Source organism: Massilia varians (assembly GCF_027923905.1).
Classification (GTDB): domain Bacteria; phylum Pseudomonadota; class Gammaproteobacteria; order Burkholderiales; family Burkholderiaceae_D; genus Telluria; species Telluria varians_B.
This window is the reverse complement of the sequence record NZ_AP026966.1, coordinates 3,896,325-3,914,012: the sequence shown is the minus strand read 5'-3', so window position 1 is coordinate 3,914,012 and position 17,688 is coordinate 3,896,325. Positions and strand designations below refer to the sequence as shown.

15 protein-coding genes and 2 pseudogenes are annotated in these 17,688 nt (G+C 67.2%); 5 read left to right on the top strand and 12 right to left on the bottom strand.

What is annotated here, in order from left to right:
- Positions 1-90: 90 nt before the first annotated feature.
- From MasN3_RS17615 to MasN3_RS17605, 3 genes are read left to right on the top strand one after another with little or no spacing between them, the layout of a single operon-like run.
- Complete coding sequence (locus MasN3_RS17615) at positions 91-1,947, top strand: ABC transporter ATP-binding protein/permease (RefSeq protein WP_281908926.1); 1,857 nt, start codon at positions 91-93, stop codon at positions 1,945-1,947.
- A 35-nt stretch (positions 1,948-1,982) separates the two neighbouring features.
- Positions 1,983-3,191 carry a selenoneine synthase SenA gene (senA, locus tag MasN3_RS17610; RefSeq protein WP_281908925.1) on the top strand — a complete coding sequence of 403 codons (1,209 nt, stop codon included), beginning with the start codon at positions 1,983-1,985 and terminating at the stop codon, positions 3,189-3,191.
- Between the two features lie 15 nt (positions 3,192-3,206).
- The gene (locus MasN3_RS17605; RefSeq protein WP_281908924.1) at positions 3,207-4,769 is read left to right on the top strand and encodes an FGGY-family carbohydrate kinase; all 1,563 of its coding nucleotides are present in this window, start codon (positions 3,207-3,209) and stop codon (positions 4,767-4,769) included.
- A 15-nt stretch (positions 4,770-4,784) separates the two neighbouring features.
- Here the strand turns inward: MasN3_RS17605 and MasN3_RS17600 are convergent, their stop codons facing one another.
- The 7 genes and pseudogenes from MasN3_RS17600 to MasN3_RS17570 form a co-directional block, all read right to left on the bottom strand.
- A complete protein-coding gene (locus tag MasN3_RS17600) occupies positions 4,785-5,036 on the bottom strand; it encodes a diguanylate cyclase (RefSeq protein WP_281914535.1) in 252 nt (83 codons plus the stop codon).
- A gap of 68 nt (positions 5,037-5,104) precedes the next feature.
- On the bottom strand, positions 5,105-5,248 hold the full coding sequence (locus MasN3_RS25225) for a hypothetical protein (RefSeq protein ID WP_307730374.1): 144 nt from the start codon (positions 5,246-5,248) through the stop codon (positions 5,105-5,107).
- 283 nt (positions 5,249-5,531) lie between these two features.
- The gene (locus tag MasN3_RS17590; protein WP_281908923.1) at positions 5,532-6,725 is read right to left on the bottom strand and encodes an aminotransferase-like domain-containing protein; all 1,194 of its coding nucleotides are present in this window, start codon (positions 6,723-6,725) and stop codon (positions 5,532-5,534) included.
- A gap of 165 nt (positions 6,726-6,890) precedes the next feature.
- Positions 6,891-7,352, bottom strand: coding sequence for a RidA family protein (locus tag MasN3_RS17585; RefSeq protein WP_281908922.1), 462 nt, complete (start codon positions 7,350-7,352; stop codon positions 6,891-6,893).
- Between the two features lie 66 nt (positions 7,353-7,418).
- A pseudogene (locus tag MasN3_RS17580) lies at positions 7,419-8,260 on the bottom strand (DMT family transporter).
- Positions 8,221-9,266: pseudogene (locus MasN3_RS17575) on the bottom strand (sugar ABC transporter ATP-binding protein); the annotation flags it as partial. The pseudogenes MasN3_RS17580 and MasN3_RS17575, both read right to left, overlap by 40 nt.
- 123 nt (positions 9,267-9,389) lie before the next feature.
- Entirely contained in the window at positions 9,390-10,889 is a 1,500-nt protein-coding gene (locus MasN3_RS17570; RefSeq protein WP_281908921.1) for a gluconate 2-dehydrogenase subunit 3 family protein, read from the bottom strand.
- Positions 10,890-11,159: 270 nt separating this feature from the next.
- Between MasN3_RS17570 and MasN3_RS17565 the strand changes: the two genes are divergently transcribed.
- A complete protein-coding gene (locus MasN3_RS17565) occupies positions 11,160-11,978 on the top strand; it encodes a 3-keto-disaccharide hydrolase (RefSeq protein WP_281908920.1) in 819 nt (272 codons plus the stop codon).
- Between the two features lie 130 nt (positions 11,979-12,108).
- The gene (gene htpG / locus MasN3_RS17560) at positions 12,109-14,028 is read left to right on the top strand and encodes a molecular chaperone HtpG (RefSeq protein ID WP_281908919.1); all 1,920 of its coding nucleotides are present in this window, start codon (positions 12,109-12,111) and stop codon (positions 14,026-14,028) included.
- Between the two features lie 241 nt (positions 14,029-14,269).
- Here htpG and MasN3_RS17555 read toward each other — a convergent pair whose 3' ends face one another.
- The 5 genes from MasN3_RS17555 to kynA form a co-directional block, all read right to left on the bottom strand.
- The gene (locus MasN3_RS17555; RefSeq protein ID WP_281908918.1) at positions 14,270-14,530 is read right to left on the bottom strand and encodes a GFA family protein; all 261 of its coding nucleotides are present in this window, start codon (positions 14,528-14,530) and stop codon (positions 14,270-14,272) included.
- Positions 14,527-15,054 carry a GNAT family N-acetyltransferase gene (locus MasN3_RS17550; RefSeq protein WP_281908917.1) on the bottom strand — a complete coding sequence of 176 codons (528 nt, stop codon included), beginning with the start codon at positions 15,052-15,054 and terminating at the stop codon, positions 14,527-14,529. The genes MasN3_RS17555 and MasN3_RS17550 overlap by 4 nt, the downstream gene beginning before the upstream one ends.
- The gene (locus MasN3_RS17545) at positions 15,051-15,602 is read right to left on the bottom strand and encodes an RBBP9/YdeN family alpha/beta hydrolase (protein WP_281908915.1); all 552 of its coding nucleotides are present in this window, start codon (positions 15,600-15,602) and stop codon (positions 15,051-15,053) included. The genes MasN3_RS17550 and MasN3_RS17545 overlap by 4 nt, the downstream gene beginning before the upstream one ends.
- Positions 15,603-15,663: 61 nt before the next feature.
- Positions 15,664-16,785 carry an acyltransferase family protein gene (locus tag MasN3_RS17540; RefSeq protein ID WP_281908914.1) on the bottom strand — a complete coding sequence of 374 codons (1,122 nt, stop codon included), beginning with the start codon at positions 16,783-16,785 and terminating at the stop codon, positions 15,664-15,666.
- 54 nt (positions 16,786-16,839) lie between these two features.
- Positions 16,840-17,685: a tryptophan 2,3-dioxygenase gene (gene kynA / locus MasN3_RS17535; RefSeq protein WP_281908898.1), complete on the bottom strand. Its 846-nt coding sequence runs from the start codon at positions 17,683-17,685 to the stop codon at positions 16,840-16,842.
- Positions 17,686-17,688: the final 3 nt, after the last annotated feature.

Genomic DNA, 17,688 nt, shown 5'->3' with positions numbered 1-17,688 from the left:
GCGCAGCACGGACTATGTCCGTTTTCGCACGGAAGCGGGTGACAGGCGGCGCTATGCTGGTCTCAAGACATCAACCGCATTCCACCGAGCATGAAGACGCCGACCATAGCAGCCCAGGGCCCAGCAGCGCAGGAAGCGCCGGCGGGCGCCGACGAGGGACGGCGCGCCGCGCCCCTGTCGCTCGCGGCGTGGAAGGAGTTCCTCAGCGTGGCCAAGCCCTACTGGCTGGGCGAGAAGCGCAGGCAGGCCTGGACCCTGCTGGCGCTCCTGATCGTGCTGATGCTGGTTGAGACCAAGCTGGCCGTGATGCTCAACGAACAGGCCGGCGAGATGACCTCGGCGCTGGCCGGCAAGGACGGCGGCCGCTTCTGGACCGCGGTGCGCGCCTGCCTGATGACGCTGGCGTTCGCGGTGCCGGTCTACGCCTTCTATTACTACATGCGCGACCGCTTCGCCAACCAGTGGCGGCGCTGGCTCACCGGGCGCTTCCTGGACGGCTACCTAGAAGGGCGCACCTACTACCGGCTGGGCGCCGCCGGCGACATCGACAACCCGGACCAGCGCATCAGCGAAGACATCAACAGCTTCACCGGCCGTTCGATCCACTTCCTGCTGATCTTCCTGGGCTCGCTCATGCAGCTGGTGGCCTTCAGCACGGTGCTGTGGTCGATCTCGCAGGTGCTGGTCGGGGTGCTGGCGTTGTATGCGCTGACCGGCACCGTGCTCGCCCTGTACGTGTTCGGCGCCCCGCTGATCCACCTGAACTTCTGGCAGCTGCGGCGCGAAGCCGACTTCCGCTTCAGCCTGATGCGCCTGCGCGAGAACGCCGAGTCGATCGCCTTCTACCGCGGCGAGGCGCAGGAGCGCGCCCATATCGAGAGCAAGTTCCAGCAGGTGATCGACAATTTCGCGCGCCTGATCCGCAAGCAATGCTCGCTCAACCTGTTCCAGCGCAGCTTCAGCCAGCTCACCCTGGTGCTGCCCTTCATGATCCTGGCCAACGGCGTGCTGTCGGGCGAGCTGGAAGTGGGGCGCGCGGTGCAGGCGGCCGGCGCCTTCACCGCGGTGCTTGCCGCGGTGGGCGTCATCGTCGACAACTTCGAGAGCCTGAGCCGCTTCGTGGCCGGCATCGGGCGCCTGCAGGCCCTGTCCAGCCTGGTGCTGCCGGAGGCCGGCGCCGCGGCGGCATCCGGGACGGCGCGCATCGAAACGCGCCAGGGCGCGCACCTGGCGCTCGACGCGCTGACCCTGCGCCCGCCGCAATCGGAACGGGTGCTCATCAAGGATTTGTCGCTGTCCCTGCAAGCCGGCGAGGCGCTGTTCATCACCGGCGAGAGCGGCTGCGGCAAGAGCTCGCTGCTGCGCGCGATCGCCGGCCTGTGGCACGACGGCAGCGGGACGATCCAGCGGCCGGCGCTGGACCAGTTCTTCTTCCTGCCGCAGCAGCCCTACCTGCAGTCGGGCACGCTGCGCAGCCAGCTCCTCTATCCCAGCGCGCACGCGGACCTGAGCGACGCTCAGTTGCTGGACATCCTGCGCGAGGTCCAGCTGCCGCGCCTGGCCGAGCGGGTGGGCGGCCTGGACGCCGTGCACGACTGGGAAAAGCTGCTGTCGGTCGGCGAGCAGCAGCGCCTGGCCTTCGCCCGGGTGCTGGTGCACCGGCCGAAAATCGTCATCCTGGACGAGGCCACCAGCGCCCTCGATGCCGCCAACGAAGCTTCCCTGTACGCGCGCCTGCGCAGCAGCGGCGCGACTCTGGTGAGCATCGCCCACCGCGCCGCGGTGCTGCGCCATCACACCCATGTGCTGTGCCTGAAGGGCGAGGGCGCCTGGGAGCTGCACGAGGCCGGAAGCTGGGCGATGGACACGGTGTTGGCCCGCAGGCGCGGTGCGGATGCCGGCGCGACCCGGACCCGGCGCATGCCGGCCGATGCGCAGACGGGGTGATGGTCTTGCGCCGATAAGGCCCGTACAATGCCTGCATGAACGACGTGCACGCATCCTTCCGCAGCATGGATCCGCGCGGCCTGGACGGGGCCCTGCGCGATGCGCGCCGGCGCACGCTTGCCTGCTTCGATGCGCTGGCCGGCGCCGGTTACCACGAGAGCGCGCGGGTGCCGCGCCTGGCGATCCTGAATCCGCCGCTGTGGGAGCTGGGCCACCTGGCCTGGTTCGCCGAATGGTTCGTGCTGCGCGCGGCGCCCAGCAGCGCGACCGGCGCGGCGCGCGGGCCTTCGCTGCTGGCGCAGGCCGATGCCTGGTTCAACTCGAACACGGTGGCGCACGACGCGCGCTGGGCGCTGGCGCTGCCCACGCTGGGCAGGCTCAAGGAGTATTGCGATGCCGTGCTCGACGGGATCTGCGCGCGGCTGGCGAGCGCGCCCGGCGACGATGCCGCCCTCTTTCCCTACCGCCTGGTGCTGGCGCACGAGGACATGCACGGCGAAGCGCTGGCCTATACGCTGCAGACGCTCGGCGTGGCCGCGCCCGCGATGCTTGCCGGCGCGCCGGACGAGGGCCTGCCTGCGCCCGCGCCAGGCGAGATCGCCTTTGCCGGCGGCGCGCTGCTGCTCGGCGGAGAGCAGCAGCGCGGCTTCGTGTTCGACAATGAACGGCAAGCCTTCCCTTGCCAGGTCGCGCCCTTCGTGATCGACGCCGGCCTGGTCTCCAACGCCGACTACCTCGCCTTCATGCGCGATGACGGCTACCGGCGCGCCGCATGCTGGAGCCAGGCCGGATCGGACTGGCTGGCGCAGACGGGGCGCGTGGCGCCGCGCTACTGGCGCCCGGATGGCGCGGGAGGCTGGCTGGAGCAGCGCTTCGGGGCGCGGGTCCCGCTCGACCCGCGCGCGCCGCTGCGGCATGTGAGCCTGCACGAAGCCGAAGCCTATTGCCGCTGGGCCGGGCGGCGCCTGCCGACCGAGCAGGAGTGGGAGTTCGCGGCCGCATCAGGCCACCCGGATTTTCACTGGGGCGGATTGTGGGAGTGGACGGCCTCGCCCTTCCTGCCGTATCCCGGCTTCACTGCGGACCGCTACCGGGAATATTCGGCGCCGTACTTCGGCAGCCGCCAGGTCTTGCGCGGCGCATCGTTCGCGACACCAGGGCGCCTGCGCTCCCCGCATTTCCGCAATTTCTACCAGCCGCAGCGCGACGATATCTTCGTCGGCCTGCGCACCTGCGCGGCATGAGCCGGCGCTTGTGCGATGCATGACCCGCTGATCCTCGCCATCGACAACGGCACCCAGAGCGTGCGCGCCCTGCTGTTCGACCTGAAGGGCGAGATCGTCGCCAGGTCGCAGGTGCCCTTGCTGGACTACCGCAGCGAACATCCGGGCTGGGCCGAGCACGACCCGGAGGGCTTCTGGCAGGCGCTGTGTCAGGCTTGTGGCCAGCTCTGGACCCAGCCGGGCGCCGACCGTGCCCGCATCGCCGGCGTGGCGGTGACGACCCAGCGCGGCACCGTCATCAACGTCGACCGCGAGGGCAGGCCGCTGCGCCCGGCCATCACCTGGCTCGACCAGCGCAGCACAAGCGCGGTGCCGCCCATCGGGCCGCTGTGGCGCACCGCCTTCAGGCTGGCGCGGGTCCACGAGACGGTCGACTACCTGCGCGGCGAAGCCGAAATCAACTGGATCCACGCGCACCAGCCCGAGGTCTGGCAGGCGACCCACAAGTTCCTGCTGCTGTCGGGCTACCTGAACTGGCGCCTGTGCGGGCGCTTCGCCGATTCCGCCGGGTCGCAGGTGGCCTACCTGCCGTTCGACTACCGGCGCCTCAAGTGGGCCGGCCGGCGCGACTGGAAATGGCAGGCGCTGGCGCTGGAGCCGCGCATGCTGCCCGAGCTGCAGGCGCCGGGCACGCAATTGGGCAGCATCAGCGCGCAGGCGGCCCGCGACACCGGTATTCCGCAAGGCCTGCCGCTGCTGGCGGCGGCCGCCGACAAGGCCTGCGAGGTGATCGGGGCCGGCTGCAGCGCGCCCCACGTCGGCTGCCTGAGCTACGGCACCACGGCCACCATCAACACCACCACCACCCGCTACGTCGAGGTGTCGCCCTTTGTGCCGCCGTATCCGGCGGCGATTCCGGGCGCCTACAGCCTCGAGGTGCAGGTGTTCCGCGGCTACTGGATGGTCAACTGGTTCAAGGAGCAGTTCGGCCACCACGAACAGATGCGCGCGCTGCTGGAAGACGTGGCGCCCGAACACCTGTTTGACGAGCTGGCCGAGGCCGTGCCGCCCGGCTCGATGGGCCTGATGCTGCAGCCCTACTGGACGCCCGGCATCCGGGTGCCGGGGCGCGAGGCCAAGGGCGCCATCATCGGTTTCGGCGACGTGCATACCCGCGCCCACGTCTACCGCGCCATCCTGGAAGGGCTGGCGTATGCGCTGCGCGAAGGGAAGGAGCGCATCGAGCGGCGCGCCGGGACCCGCATCACCGAACTGCGCGTCTCGGGCGGCGGCTCGCAGAGCGACGCGGCGATGCAGCTCACCGCCGACATCTTCGGCCTGCCGGTCGCGCGCCCGCACGTGTACGAGACCTCGGGGCTGGGCGCGGCGATCGATGCCGCCGTCGGGCTGGGCCTGTACCCGGACTTCGCGGCCGCCATCGAGGCCATGACGCGGGTGGGCAGGGTGTTCGAGCCGGTGGCGGGCAACCAGGCGATCTACGAGCGGCTGTACCGCGAGGTCTACCTGAAGATGTATCGCCAGCTGCAGCCGATGTACCGCGACATCGCGCGCATCACCGGTTATCCGCGCCAGGCCTGAACCCGGACCTGGAGGCTAGCGCGCCAGCGCCGTCTGCATCGCTTCCCAGGCATAGCCGCCGCCCACGGCCACCACCCGGTTGCGCCCTGCCGCCTTGGCCTCGTACATGGCGCGGTCGGCGGCCAGGAACAGCGCGCGCATGTCGTCGAACTGGGTCGGCACGAAGGTGGCGACGCCGATGCTGACGGTGACGAAGTCGGAGGTCGAGGAGCGCGGGTTGGGCACGCGCAGGCGCTCGACGTCCGCACCCTGGTCGAAACCGGCCACGATGTCGTTGGTGTCGGAGCAGGCGCTGACGAAAATGACGGGAATGTCGCCGGTGGCCGGGTTGGCTTTCAGGCGGCGGCAGGTTTCCAGGCCGTCCAGGCCGGCAACATGACGTCCAGCAGGATCAGGTCGGGCTGGACCCGTTGGGCGAGATCGAGGGCGCGTTCGCCGGAAATGGCGACGAAGGTGCGGTAACCCTGGCCGCGCAGCATCTCCTGCAGCAGGCCAGGCTGGCTGGCGCGTCGTCGACGATCAGGATCGCGGCCTGGCGCGCGGGCACTACGGGCTCGAAAGCAGGATGGTTCATACGGTTGCGGGGTAAAGCAGAATTTTCTCTAGGAAAATCATACCCCGTCCGCCGTCACTCGCGGCAAGTTTTCTTGCCACAAGAACACAAACAAGCTTGAAAGGCTGTCCCGGTGTTGTACCGCTACGACCAGTTGCGCAAGCGCCAATACATACTGGCGGTTGCGCGCGCTGCATGCTTTCTGGTGTTTACAGCATGTCCTTGATCAGCTTGCCGAGGATGGCGATGCCTTCGCGGATGCGTTCCGGCGGCACGGTCACGAAGGACAGGCGCAGGGTGTTGGTGGCCGGATCGTTGGCATAGAAGGGCGCGCCCGGCACGAAGGCCACGCGCGCGGCCAGCGACTGCTCGAGCAGTTTCATTGCGTCGATGCTCTGCGGCAGGGTCACCCAGATGAACATGCCGCCTTCGGGCTTGGTCCAGCTCACGCCTGCCGGGAAGTGTTCAAGCATCGCGTCCAGCATCACCTGGCACTGGTCGCCGTACAGCTTGCGGATGGTCGGGATGTGCTGGTCCAGGAAGCCGTCCTTCACCACCTCGTGCACCACCATCTGGGTCAGCTGGGCGGTGTGCAGGTCGGCCGCCTGCTTGGCCAGCTCAAGGCGGCGCACCAGCGGCAGCGGTGCGCAGACGTAGCCCAGGCGGATGCCCGGGGTCAGCACCTTGGAGAAGGAACCCATGTAGATGACGCCGTCCGGGTTCATCGCGACCATCTTCGGCGACGGCTCGCCGCGGTAGGACAGGGTGCCGTACGGGTCGTCCTCGATCAGCGGCAGGCCGAGGCGGGCACAGGTTTCCACGAGCTCCTGGCGGCGCTCGACCGACAGCGAACGGCCGGTCGGATTCTGGAAGTTCGGCAGCGCGTACAGCAGGCGCGCGCCTTGCGCGATCGCGTCGATCGACGACGGCACCAGGCCGTGTTCGTCGGTTTCGACGGATTTGAATTCGGGACGGTAGACCGAGAAGGCCTGCAGGGCGCCCAGGTAGCTCGGGGTTTCGACCAGCACGCGGCTGCCTTCGTCGATCAGGACCTTGCCCAGCAGGTCGAGGGCCTGCTGCGAGCCCGAGGTCATCAGGATCTGTTCCGGCAGGATGCGGCTGCCTTCCGTGGAGAGAGAATTGGCGATCCATTCCCGCAGCGGCGCGTAGCCATCGGTCGGGCCGTACTGCAGCGCGACCTTGCCGGCGTCAAGCAGGACCTTGTCGTAGGCCGCTTTCATGCGCTCGACCGGGAAGGTGGCCGGCGACGGCAGGCCGCCCGCGAAGGAGATGATCTCAGGACGCTGGGTGATCTTCAGGATTTCGCGGATGAACGAGCTTTGCAGCTGCTGGGCGCGCTCCGAAAACTGCCACTGGATGGGGTTTGGATTCTCGATTTTCATGCTGTTCTCAGGACTCTCAGGAAGGGACCGCACGGGTAGTGCCGGACCATTATAAGGCAGGCCGGTAGGCAGCCTCGGGATGGACCGGGCCGGGTAGGCCCAGCCCGCGATCGGTACTATTTAAAAAAATGCAACAATTCCCAAACAAATGTTTGGGCGAAAAAATCAGGCAACTTCAGCGATCATCTCGATCTCGACGCAGGTGCCGCGCGGCAGCGAAGCGACGCCGAAGGCCGAACGGGCGTGCTTGCCGGCTTCGCCGAAGATCTCGCCGATCAGTTCCGAGCAGCCGTTGGTGACCAGGTGCTGCTCGTTGTATTCCGGGGTCGAGGCAACCAGGCTCATCACCTTGACGATGCGCTTGACGCGGTTCAGGTCGCCGCCCACGGCTTCCTGCAGGGTGCCGATCAGGTCGATGGCAACCGAACGCGCAGCAAGCTGGCCATCCGCGGTGGTCTTGTCGCGGCCCAGAATGCCCGCGTTCGGCGAGCCGTCGGCGTTCTTGGCGATGTGGCCCGAGATGAACACGAGGTTGCCGGTCTGCACGTACATGACGTAGGCGGCGGCCGGGGTGGCCGGCGCGGCCAGGGTGATGTTCAGTTCTTTGAGTTTATCGTAGACGGACATGGTTTTTGTGACGTTGCAGTGAAAGAAGCCGATATTGTACGTCCACCCGGCGCCGGTAAGCATGTTTTACTGCTGACGCACCGCCATCCGGCGTCCCGCGAATACGACGGCGGCCACCGCCAGCGCGAACGCGCAGTTGGCCAGGCTCAGCGTTTCGCCCAGCAGCAGTGCGGCTCCGAGCAGGCTCATGAATGGCTGCAGCAGCTGTACCTGGCCGACCCGCGCCACCCCGCCCAGCGCCAGTCCGCGGTACCAGAAGAAGAAACCGATGAACATCGAGACCGCGGTGACGTAGGCAAAGCCGAGCCAGGACGCCGTTCCCACGCCGCCCAGGTCGGGAATCCCATGCCACAGCAGCACCGGGAGCAGGACCGGGGCCGCCAGCACCAGGGCCCAGCAGATGGTTTCCGGTCCGCCCAGGCTGCGCGCCAGGCGCCCGCCTTCCGCGTAGCCGACCGCCGCCGCGGCCACGGCGCCGAACACCAGCAGGTCGGCCGGATGCAGGCTGCCGCCGCCCTGGGCCAGGGTATAGGCCACCACCAGGCCGGAGCCGAGCACGGCCATGCCCCAGAAGCCGGTCGATGGCCGCGCAGTGCGGCGTACAGCGCCGTCATCAGGGGCAGCACGCCCACCAGCAGAGCGCCGTGGGCGGCCGGCAGGGTGCGCAGCGCGATCGAGGTCAGGAGCGGAAAGCCGACGATGCAGCCGCCCGCCACCAGCGCCAGGGGCAGCAGGGCCGCGCGCGGCGGCAGCGGGGCGCGGCGCCAGAGCAGCCATGCCGCCGCCAGCAGGGCGGCGCCCAATGCGCGGCCGAGCGCGACGAACACCGGAGCGAGCTGAACAACGGCCATGCGGGTGAAGGGCATGGTCAGGCTGAACATGGCCACGCCGAGCAGGCCGAGCAGCATGCCCCGGTTCTGATCGAGAGCACTCGAAGGCCGATCAGCTCGATCAGTTCGGAGGAGATGACGATCACCGCGCGGCCCTCGCCGGCGAGGCGATGGATCAGCGCATAGATGTCGCGCTTGGCGCCCACGTCCACGCCGCGGGTGGGTTCGTCGAGCACGATCACGCGCGGGTTCGAATGCAGGTACTTGGCCAGCGCCAGCTTCTGCTGGTTGCCGCCCGAGAGCGAGCGCGCCACGCAGTCCGGGTCGCGCAGGCGGATGCCGAAATCGAGGATGGCCCGCTCGAGCGCCGCGCGCCCGGCCTTCAGGTCGACCCAGGGGCGGCCGTCGCGCTCGAGGGTCATCATGGTGAGGTTTTCGCGCAGGCCCAGGTCGAGGTGCAGGCCCTTGCCCTTGCGGTCTTCGCTCAGGTAGGTCAGGCCATGCTGCATGGCCTCGCGCGGGCTGCGGATGTCGACCGCCCGACCCCCGATCTCGATGCTGCCGCCGTGGCGCTCACGCAGGCCGAGGATGGCTTCGAAGGCTTCGGTGCGGCCGGCGCCGACCAGGCCGGCAAAGCCCAGGATCTCGCCGGCGCGCACCTCGAAGTCCAGGTTTCGTACCCAGCCCGGGACCTCCAGGCTCGCTACCCGCAGCAGAACTGGGGCGTCGTCAGGCGCAGGCTGCTTGGGCGGGAACATGTCCGAGACGTCGCGTCCGACCATCAGGTTGGCCATCTGCCGGCGGTTCACGTCACAGGTAGCGGCGCGGGTAACGAATTTGCCGTCGCGCATGACGACCACTTCGTTGGTATGCGCCTCCATCTCGTCGAGCTTGTGGGAGATGTAGACGATGGTGACGCCTTCCGCCTTCAGCCGCGCCATCAGGCGAAGAGTTTTTTCGTTTCCCCGGCCGACAGGCTGGCGGTGGGCTCGTCCATGATCAAGAGGCGCGCCTTGCGCGACAGGGCCTTGGCGATCTCCACCAGCTGCTTTTCGGCGACGATCAGGTCGGCCACGCGGGTATCGGTCAGTTCCTTGGCGGCCCAGCCGCCGGTGATGCCCGAGCCGACGACGATCGCGTCGAACTGTTCCGGGCTGCTTTTGATATAGAAGGAGGAGACGGGTTCCATGGGGCCTGGTGTCGGCTGTTATTGGATCGCCCAGCCGCGGCTGGACCGGGTGAGCTTGTAGTTGCCCTGGAAGCCGCCGGGAATGGGCAGGTAGGCCAGCTCGCGCGTGGCGCCGGCTTCCGAGGTGTAGTAGGCGAAGGCCACATAGCCCTTCAGCTGGCGGAAAAAGCCCTGGTCGTCGCCATTGAAAGGGACGCTGCCGGCGTCGAGCGCGTGCAGCAGCGCCACCTGGCGCGCCGCCGGCAGGGCCCGGAAAGGCTTGCCGCCCTGCGCCTGCGCGGCCGCATCGATGCGGGCCAGCCCAGCCTTGAAGCGCGCTTGCTCCGCCGCCAGCGCGCACACCTTGAGCAGGTGGTCGATGGTGCGGTGCGCGCCGACCGCCAGCGCCCCCGGCGTGTCGGTCCTGGGGATGATCAGTTCGGCCAGCACGCCGGTCAGCAGCAGCTCGTCGCGGGTGAGCAGCACCGGCTCGTAGGCGGCGCCCTTGTTCGCCGCCGCCACGGCGGCAAGCACCTCGCTGCTTGAGGCCAGGGCGGACAATCCGCCCACGCCGCACAGGGCGCCCAGGCGCAGCAGGGCCGAGCGCCGTTGCCGGGCGCAGGGATCAAGTGGCTTCGACATGGTTTCCTTTTCGGTGAAAAGATGGCGCATTGCCGGCCGTCCGGCCGCCAGCGCCAGCTGGTATTGCTTGGGCGTGATCCCGACGATGCTGCGGAACTGCTTGGTGAAGTAGCTCTGCCCGCCGAAGCCGGTGGCCAGCGCCACCCGCGCGATGCTGGCGGCGCCGGGCAGCAGGCGGCAGGCTTCGTGGACCTTCATGTGCAGCACGTACTGCTTGGGCGTGAGCGAGAAGTGCTCCTTGAACTTGCGCTCGAAGGTCGACAGCGACATGCAGGACAGCCTGGCCAGGTGGTCGATGCTGATGTTCTCGGTCAGGTGTTCCTGCACATATTCGATGCAGGCCTTGAATTCGTGGAAGGGCGCGATCGTGTCCTGCGAACGGCGGGCGTCGCGCGAGAAGCCTTCGATGCCGACGATCGCCCCCTCGCGGTTGCGGATCGGGACCTTGGTGGTGAACAGCCAGGTCAGCACGCCGTTGCCGCCGTCGATCACTTCCAGCTTGTTCTTGACGGTGACGCCGGTCTCCATCACGGCCAGGTCGTCGGCGCGGATGCGGTCGGCGATGTCGCGCCGGAAAAAGTCGTGGTCGGTCTTGCCGAGGATGTCCTTGACGTCGGCGAGCCGGTGCTGCTCTTGCAGCAGGCGGTTGCCCCAGACGAACTGGCCGGCCCGGTTCTTGGCGAAGTAATAGGCGTCCGAGAGCGTGTCGAACAGGGTGCTCGGGGGCGAGATGCCATGCGCGGCGAAGAAGCCGGCGCATTCCTCCCGCGCCGCGTTGGCGCAGGGTCTGGCCGCGGATGGCGCACGGCGCGGGCGCTGACGCTCCTTGCGCTCCTCGTGCTCGCTGTCCGAGCCCATGGCAATGACCATGCCCATGCCAACGACAATTGTGCTCATCTTGCCTGTCTCCGCTTTTGTGTTCAGTCATGTGCGCGCTAACACTTTTGGCGCGCCCGGCTGTTTATGAGGGAAATACTAGCATTCCGAAATGTTTAAGAGTGTCAATAAATCGGAAAAATTTACAAAGAATTCGGCAAGATGGCTGTTTGTGATAGCGCTAACACAATCGGCCGTGCTAGATTGACTTCGCCTGTACCGAAGGGCTGCCCGCGGCGCTGCCGGGCTTGTTCAGGCGCAGCGCATATTTATAAGAGAAGGAGACCCGTGATGCCCCGCTATTGCTTGGCTGGAGCCAGCCTGTTGGCCGCCGCCCTGGCCCTGTGCACGCCGCTGCAGGCGGCCGAGGCCGGATGGACCCCGCTGTTCAACGGCCGCGACCTGTCCGGCTGGACGACCTGGATCAGCATGCAGCCGACCTCGCTGAACATGAAGATCCCGACCTCGAGTCGCGGCCTGAACCAGGATCCGCGCAAGGTGTTCTCGGTGGTCGACAGCATGCTGCGCGTGTCGGGCGAAGAGTGGGGCGCCGTCAGCACGGTCGGCGAGTACGAGCATTTCCACCTCAAGCTCGAATTCAAGTGGGGCAGCAGGAAATGGGCCCCGCGCCTCGACCTGCCGCGCGACAGCGGGCTGCTGTACTACGCGGTCGGCCTGGAAGGCGCCGAGAGCGGGCACTGGATGCGCAGCCACGAAGCGCAGATCCAGGAAGGCGATACTGGCGACTACCACAGCCTGGACGGCGTGACGGTCGATGCGCGCGTGGGCGACGCCAACGAGGGCGACTGGAAGTTCTACCGCTACGAGCCGAGCCTGCCGCTGCGCACCGGCCTGAAGGCGCGCATCCTCAAGAAGGGCAACTTCGAGAAGCCGACCGGCGAGTGGAACACGATGGAGGTGATCGCCGACGGCAAGACCCTGGTCCACATCGTCAACGGCCACGAAGTGCTGCGCGTCGAAAACCCGCGCCAGAACCTGGGCGGCCGGATGCTGCCGCATACGCGCGGGAAGTTTTCGCTGCAGTCGGAAGGTGCGGAAGTGTTCTATCGGAATATCCAGGTCAGACCGCTGGCCGCCGCCAAGCGCTGAGCCGGGATAGGTTAAAATTATTGCAATATTGCCAGCGTGAACGGACAGGCCTTGAAATTGTTATCGGCATCCCTATATTGCTGCAATCCGCTATGTTTAACCCTTAACCTGACTCACCACGAGGAACAAGATGGCAGTTGCCGAAAAAGAAACCCTTGGCTTCCAGGCAGAAGTAAAACAGCTGTTGCAGCTCATGATTCACTCCTTGTACTCGAACAAGGAGATCTTCCTGCGCGAGCTGATCTCGAACGCCTCCGACGCCGCCGACAAGCTGCGCTTCGAGGCGATCAACAACGACGCCCTGTACAGCAACGACCATGAACTGAGAATCAAGGTCAGCTTCGACAAGGATGCGCGCACCATCACGATTTCGGACAACGGCATCGGCATGAGCCGCGATGAAGTCATCTCGCACCTGGGCACCATCGCCAAGTCGGGCACCAAGGAATTCTTCAGCAAGCTGTCGGGCGACCAGCAGCAGGACGCGGCCCTGATCGGCCAGTTCGGCGTCGGCTTCTATTCGGCCTTCATCGTGGCCGACCGCGTCATCGTCAACACCCGCCGCGCCGGCGCGTTCGCCTCCGACGGCGTGCGCTGGGAGTCGACCGGCGAAGGCGACTACAGCGTCGAGCAGATCGAGAAGCCGAGCCGCGGCACCGACGTGATCCTGCACCTGCGCGCCGGCGAGGAAGAGCTGCTCTCCGCTTGGCAGCTGAAGTCGATCATCCGCAAGTACTCGGACCACATCTCGCTGCCGATCGTGATGCAGAAGGAAGAGTGGGACGAGGAAAAGAAAGCCACCGTCCTGAAGGACGAATTCGAGACCGTCAACCAGGCCAGCGCGCTGTGGGCGCGCTCGAAGAGCGAGATCACCGAAGAACAGTACAACGAGTTCTACAAGCACGTCTCGCACGACTTCCAGGACCCGCTGACCTACACCCACAACCGGGTGGAAGGCCGCAGCGAGTACACCCAGCTGCTGTACGTCCCGGGCCACGCCCCGTTCGACCTGTGGGACCGCAACAAGCGCGGCGGCATCAAGCTGTACGTCAAGCGCGTGTTCATCATGGACGACGCCGAGCAGCTGATGCCGACCTACCTGCGCTTCATCAAGGGCGTGATCGATTCAAGCGACCTGCCGCTGAACGTCTCGCGCGAGATCCTGCAGGAGTCGCGCGACGTGCGCGTGATCCGCGAAGGCTCGACCAAGCGCGTGCTGGGCATGCTGGAAGAGATGGCCAACTCGGAAGAGCAGGCCGGCAAGGACAAGTACGCCACCTTCTGGAAGGAATTCGGCCAGGTGCTCAAGGAAGGCATCGGCGAGGACGCGACCAACAAGGACCGCATCGCCAAGCTGCTGCGCTTCGCCTCCACCGCCGGCGAGTCGGACGAGCAGACCGTCTCGTTTGCGGACTACGTCGGGCGCATGAAGGAAGGCCAGGACAAGATCTACTACGTCACCGCCGACAACTACGGCGCCGCGAAGAACAGCCCGCACCTGGAGATCTTCCGCAAGAAGGGCGTCGAAGTGCTCCTGATGACCGACCGCGTCGACGAGTGGATGCTGTCCTTCCTGAGCGAGTTCGACGGTAAGGAACTGGTGTCGGTCGCCAAGGGCGGCCTGGACCTGGGCGGCCTGGAAGACGAAGCCGAGAAGAAGGAGCACCAGGAGGTCGAAGCCGGCTACAAGGAACTGGTCGAGCAGATGAAGGCCGCGCTGGGCGACAAGGCCAAGGACGTGCGCGTGAGCTTCCGCCTGACCGATTCCCCGGCCTGCCTGGTCGCGGACGAGAACGAGCTGTCGGGTAACCTGCTGCGCATGCTGAAGGCGGCCGGCCAGAACGCGCCGGAATCGAAGCCGATCCTCGAGATCAACCCGAACCACCCCCTGGTGACGCGCCTGAAGTACGAGGACGCGAGCGGCCCGCGCTTTGCCGACTGGTCGCACATCCTGTTCGACCAGGCCATGCTGGCCGAGGGCGGCAGCCTGAGCGATCCGGCCTCGTTCGTGAAACGCCTGAACGAGATGCTGCTGGCGACGGCGAAGTAAGCGTCTTTATCAGTCTGCACCGAACCGGGGCCTGGTGCCCCGGTTTTTCGTAGGGTGGGCGGCTCCACCCGAACATACATTCACCCCTGCGGCTCTTTTGCCGCCCACGCGTTCAATCCGTGTTCGCGTACCCGGATGCCTAGATGGGTCACGACCGTCGCTTGAACGCGTGGGCGGCGCTGGTGCTACTGGCTGATTGAATGCCACGGTGAAGCCGCCCACCGTACGGTTCGCGAGTCCTTCAAAGGTGGCGGGTTTCGAGGGGCGGCGTCACCCAATGATCGTTGCGCCCGTCCAGGTAGCGTACCGGCGCTGCCAGGAGTTCCTCGACCGGCAAGTCGTCCAGACTGGCCAGCACCACCGCATGGAACGGTCCCAGCGCCGCCCAGAAGCGCATCTTGGTGCAGATCGTGCAGTTGCACTTGATGGTGCCGGCGCCCAGGTCGATGTCGGCTTCGAAGCGCACGCTGCCGCAATGGCAGCTGCCGCGGTAGGTCTTCATGTGCGCAGCGCCGCGAAGGCTGGCGCGCTGATGTCGTACACCGACACGACCTGCGCATGCCAGGTCTCTTCGCCCCGGTAACGCATGCCCAGGCGCCGCATCACCTTGGCCGAATCGGCATTCTCCGGGTGGCAGATCGCCGCCAGCGAGGGCGCCTGCAGATCGTCGAAGGCGAAGGCCGCCATGCGGCGCGCCGCTTCCGTGGCATAGCCGCGGCCCCAGCGGCTGGGCAGCAGGCGCCAGCCGACCTCGTGTTCGTTGGCAGGATCGTGCCCGAGGTGCTGGATGCAGCCGGCGCCGACCAGGTTTCCCGTGTCCTGCTCGATGAAGCTCCACCACGAATGGCCGAACTGCTGCCAGCGGCCCCGCACGCGCGCGATCATGGCCGCGGTTTCCTGCGGCGTCTCGGGACGGCCCGCGATGTAGCGCTGCACCGCCGGATCGGCGTTCAGCACCCGCAGGCCCGCGTAGTGCGCGGGGGAGATCGGTTCCAGGCGCAGGCGCGCGGTGGTCAGGACCGTCACGTGGTGTGCCCGATCTGGTCGCAGAATTCCTGCAGCAGGCGCTCGCCCTCGGGCCAGGGGCCGTGGCCGGACTCCGCATTCACGTGGCCGGCCTCGCCGATGTGCACCAGGCGGCTGCCCCAGGCCTGGGCGAATGCGCCGGCGCGTGTCAAGCTGAGGTAGGGATCGTCGCTGCTCGCGAGCACCATGCTGGGGAAGGGCAGGGGCGCGAGCGGGACCGGCGCGAATCCGTTGCTCGGCGCCGGATAGCTAGGCGCTTCGACGTCGCTCGGGGCCACCAGGAAGGCGCCGGCCACCTTCAAGGGCGAGCGGCTGGCGGCCCAGTGCGCCACCAGCATGCAGCCGAGGCTGTGCGCGACCAGGATCGGCGCTCCCTTGCAGGCGCCGATGGCCGCGTCCAGTTCGGCCACCCACTCGTCGCGCTCCGGGCAGTTCCAGTCGCGGTGCCGGGCCTTGGTCCAGGCGGGATAGCGTGCCTGCCACTGGCTCTGCCAATGCTCGGGGCCGGAATTCCACAGGCCTGCCAGGATCAGTACGTCGCACTTCATCGCGCCTCCGCCCTTAAAAAAATAGTAACGGCGATTGTACGTCGAAAGCGGCAGGCGGACGTCAGGCGCCGGATTTTTCGGCCGCAACCATGGGCGTGCGCGGCGCCAGCAGGCGCGCGAACAGGGCCCGGAACAGGTGGCGGCGGTGTTCGGTAAGGGTGCCGATGGCGAAGGTGGTCGCGGCGATCGCGGCGCCCAGACCCACCAGGCCGGCGCCCGCGCCGCGCGCCTGCGGATAGAAGCCCAGCCACAGCGCGATCACGATCGCATGCGACAGGTAGAGCGTAAAGGTGTACGAGGCCAGCAGGCGTATCGCCGGCCCGATGCGCTCGAGCGCGGTGAAGCCGGCGTCGCGGGCGCAGGCGAAATTGAGCAGCACGATGGCGCAGACCACGTAGTCGCCGAGGAAGCGGTCGGCGCTGCCCAGGTGCAGTGCGGGGAAGGGCCACCAGGCGATGGCAGCCATGCGCAGCGGGTCTTCCAGGCGCAGGCCGACCCAGGCTGCGAGCAGCACCAGGCTGGCCAGCCATCCGGCCCGGGCCGCCCTGGGGGCGAGCCAGGGGCCGTGGCTGCGCCGGCACAGCCAGGCGCCGGCCAGCCACACCGGCAGCAGCAGCCATAGCTTGTAGCCCATCAGGGCCAGGGCCAGCGCCACCAGCAGGATGCGGCGCCGCCCCTCCAGGTACCAGGCCAGGCCGAACAGCAGGTAGTACCAGGCTTCGTAGCTGAGCGACCAGTAGGGCTCCATGTACGGCGGGACTTCGGCCAGGGTCCAGTGCTGGCCGAGGAAGAGCAGGTGCAAAGGTACGTACACGTACAGTTTGTCGAGCACATAGCTGTGCGGCGGAACCAGATCGGTGAAGCTGCGCACGGCGAGCGCGCAGGCCAGGCCCAGCAGCAGGACCGGCAGCGCCACCGAATACAGGCGCGACAGGCGCGCCACCGCGTAGGCGCGCGCGGAGGGCCGTTGCTGCGCCACGGTCGATGCGATCACGAAGCCGGACAGCACGAAGAACACGATCACCGCCTCGCGCCCCATCTCCGGCACCAGGCCCCAGGCGCCCTTGGGAATGGCGCCGAAGTACTCGAAATGGGCGAGCACCACCATGACTGCCGCGAGGAAGCGGGTCAGGTCGAGATAGATGGAGAAGGGCTGCGCGAGCGCAGGCGGTGCGGATTGCATTGTTTCCTCATGTCATGGGAACAATGCGATCATACACCGCCTGGCTTGCTCCACTCACAACGCGGTTCGAAGAGCGAACAATTCAGGGAACAGCACCACGTCGAGCATCTTGCGCAGATAGCTGGCGCCGGTGGTGCCGCCGGTACCCGTTTTGAAGCCGATGATGCGCTCCACCGTGCTCACGTGGCGGAAGCGCCAGAAGCGGAAGGCGGTCTCCAGGTCGACCAGCTTCTCGGCCAGTTCGTACAAGGCCCAGTGGTGCTCGGTATCCTGGTAGACCTGCAGCCAGGCTGCCTTGACGCTCTCGTCGGCAACCGTCGGCCGGGTCCAGTCGGCGTTCAGGCGTTCCGGGGCGACGGCCAGGCCGCTGCGCGCCAGCAGCATCACCGCCTCGTCGTAGACGGAAGGCGCATGCAGTTCGCGTTCCAGGATGGCGTGCGCCTCGGGCGACTTCTCGTGCACGGCCAGGAGGTTCGCGTTCTTGTTCCCGAGGATGAACTCGAGCTCGCGGTACTGGAAGGACTGGAAGCCCGAGGACGCGCCCAGGTAGGGGCGGATCGCCGTGTATTCGGGCGGCGTCATGGTCGCCAGCACGTCCCAGGCATGCACCAGCTGGTCCATGATGCGGGCCACGCGCGCCAGCATCTTGAAGGCCGGCGGCAGGTTGCTATCCTTGATGTGGCGGCGCACCGCCTGCAGCTCGTGCAGCATCAGCTTGATCCACAGCTCGCTGGTCTGGTGCTGGATGATGAACAGCATCTCGTTGTGGTTGGGCGAGAGCGGATGCTGGGCCGACAGGATCCGGTCCAGGCCCAGGTAGTCGCCGTAGCTCATCGATTCCTTGAAATCGAGCTTGGCGCCGTGCCATTCGGCCGGTTTGGGGTTGGCTTGGTCGTCCATGTC

Excerpts from the sequence above, each read along its gene's own strand:
- MasN3_RS17615 (WP_281908926.1), top strand. The coding sequence starts at position 91 with ATGAAGACGCCGACCATAGCAGCCCAGGGCCCAGCAGCGCAGGAAGCG.
- senA (WP_281908925.1), top strand. The coding sequence starts at position 1,983 with ATGAACGACGTGCACGCATCCTTCCGCAGCATGGATCCGCGCGGCCTG.
- MasN3_RS17605 (WP_281908924.1), top strand. The coding sequence starts at position 3,207 with ATGCATGACCCGCTGATCCTCGCCATCGACAACGGCACCCAGAGCGTG.
- MasN3_RS25225 (WP_307730374.1), bottom strand. The coding sequence starts at position 5,248 with ATGCTGCGCGGCCAGGGTTACCGCACCTTCGTCGCCATTTCCGGCGAA.
- MasN3_RS17590 (WP_281908923.1), bottom strand. The coding sequence starts at position 6,725 with ATGAAAATCGAGAATCCAAACCCCATCCAGTGGCAGTTTTCGGAGCGC.
- MasN3_RS17585 (WP_281908922.1), bottom strand. The coding sequence starts at position 7,352 with ATGTCCGTCTACGATAAACTCAAAGAACTGAACATCACCCTGGCCGCG.
- MasN3_RS17570 (WP_281908921.1), bottom strand. The coding sequence starts at position 10,889 with ATGAGCACAATTGTCGTTGGCATGGGCATGGTCATTGCCATGGGCTCG.
- MasN3_RS17565 (WP_281908920.1), top strand. The coding sequence starts at position 11,160 with ATGCCCCGCTATTGCTTGGCTGGAGCCAGCCTGTTGGCCGCCGCCCTG.
- htpG (WP_281908919.1), top strand. The coding sequence starts at position 12,109 with ATGGCAGTTGCCGAAAAAGAAACCCTTGGCTTCCAGGCAGAAGTAAAA.
- MasN3_RS17555 (WP_281908918.1), bottom strand. The coding sequence starts at position 14,530 with ATGAAGACCTACCGCGGCAGCTGCCATTGCGGCAGCGTGCGCTTCGAA.
- MasN3_RS17545 (WP_281908915.1), bottom strand. The coding sequence starts at position 15,602 with ATGAAGTGCGACGTACTGATCCTGGCAGGCCTGTGGAATTCCGGCCCC.
- MasN3_RS17540 (WP_281908914.1), bottom strand. The coding sequence starts at position 16,785 with ATGCAATCCGCACCGCCTGCGCTCGCGCAGCCCTTCTCCATCTATCTC.
- kynA (WP_281908898.1), bottom strand. The coding sequence starts at position 17,685 with ATGGACGACCAAGCCAACCCCAAACCGGCCGAATGGCACGGCGCCAAG.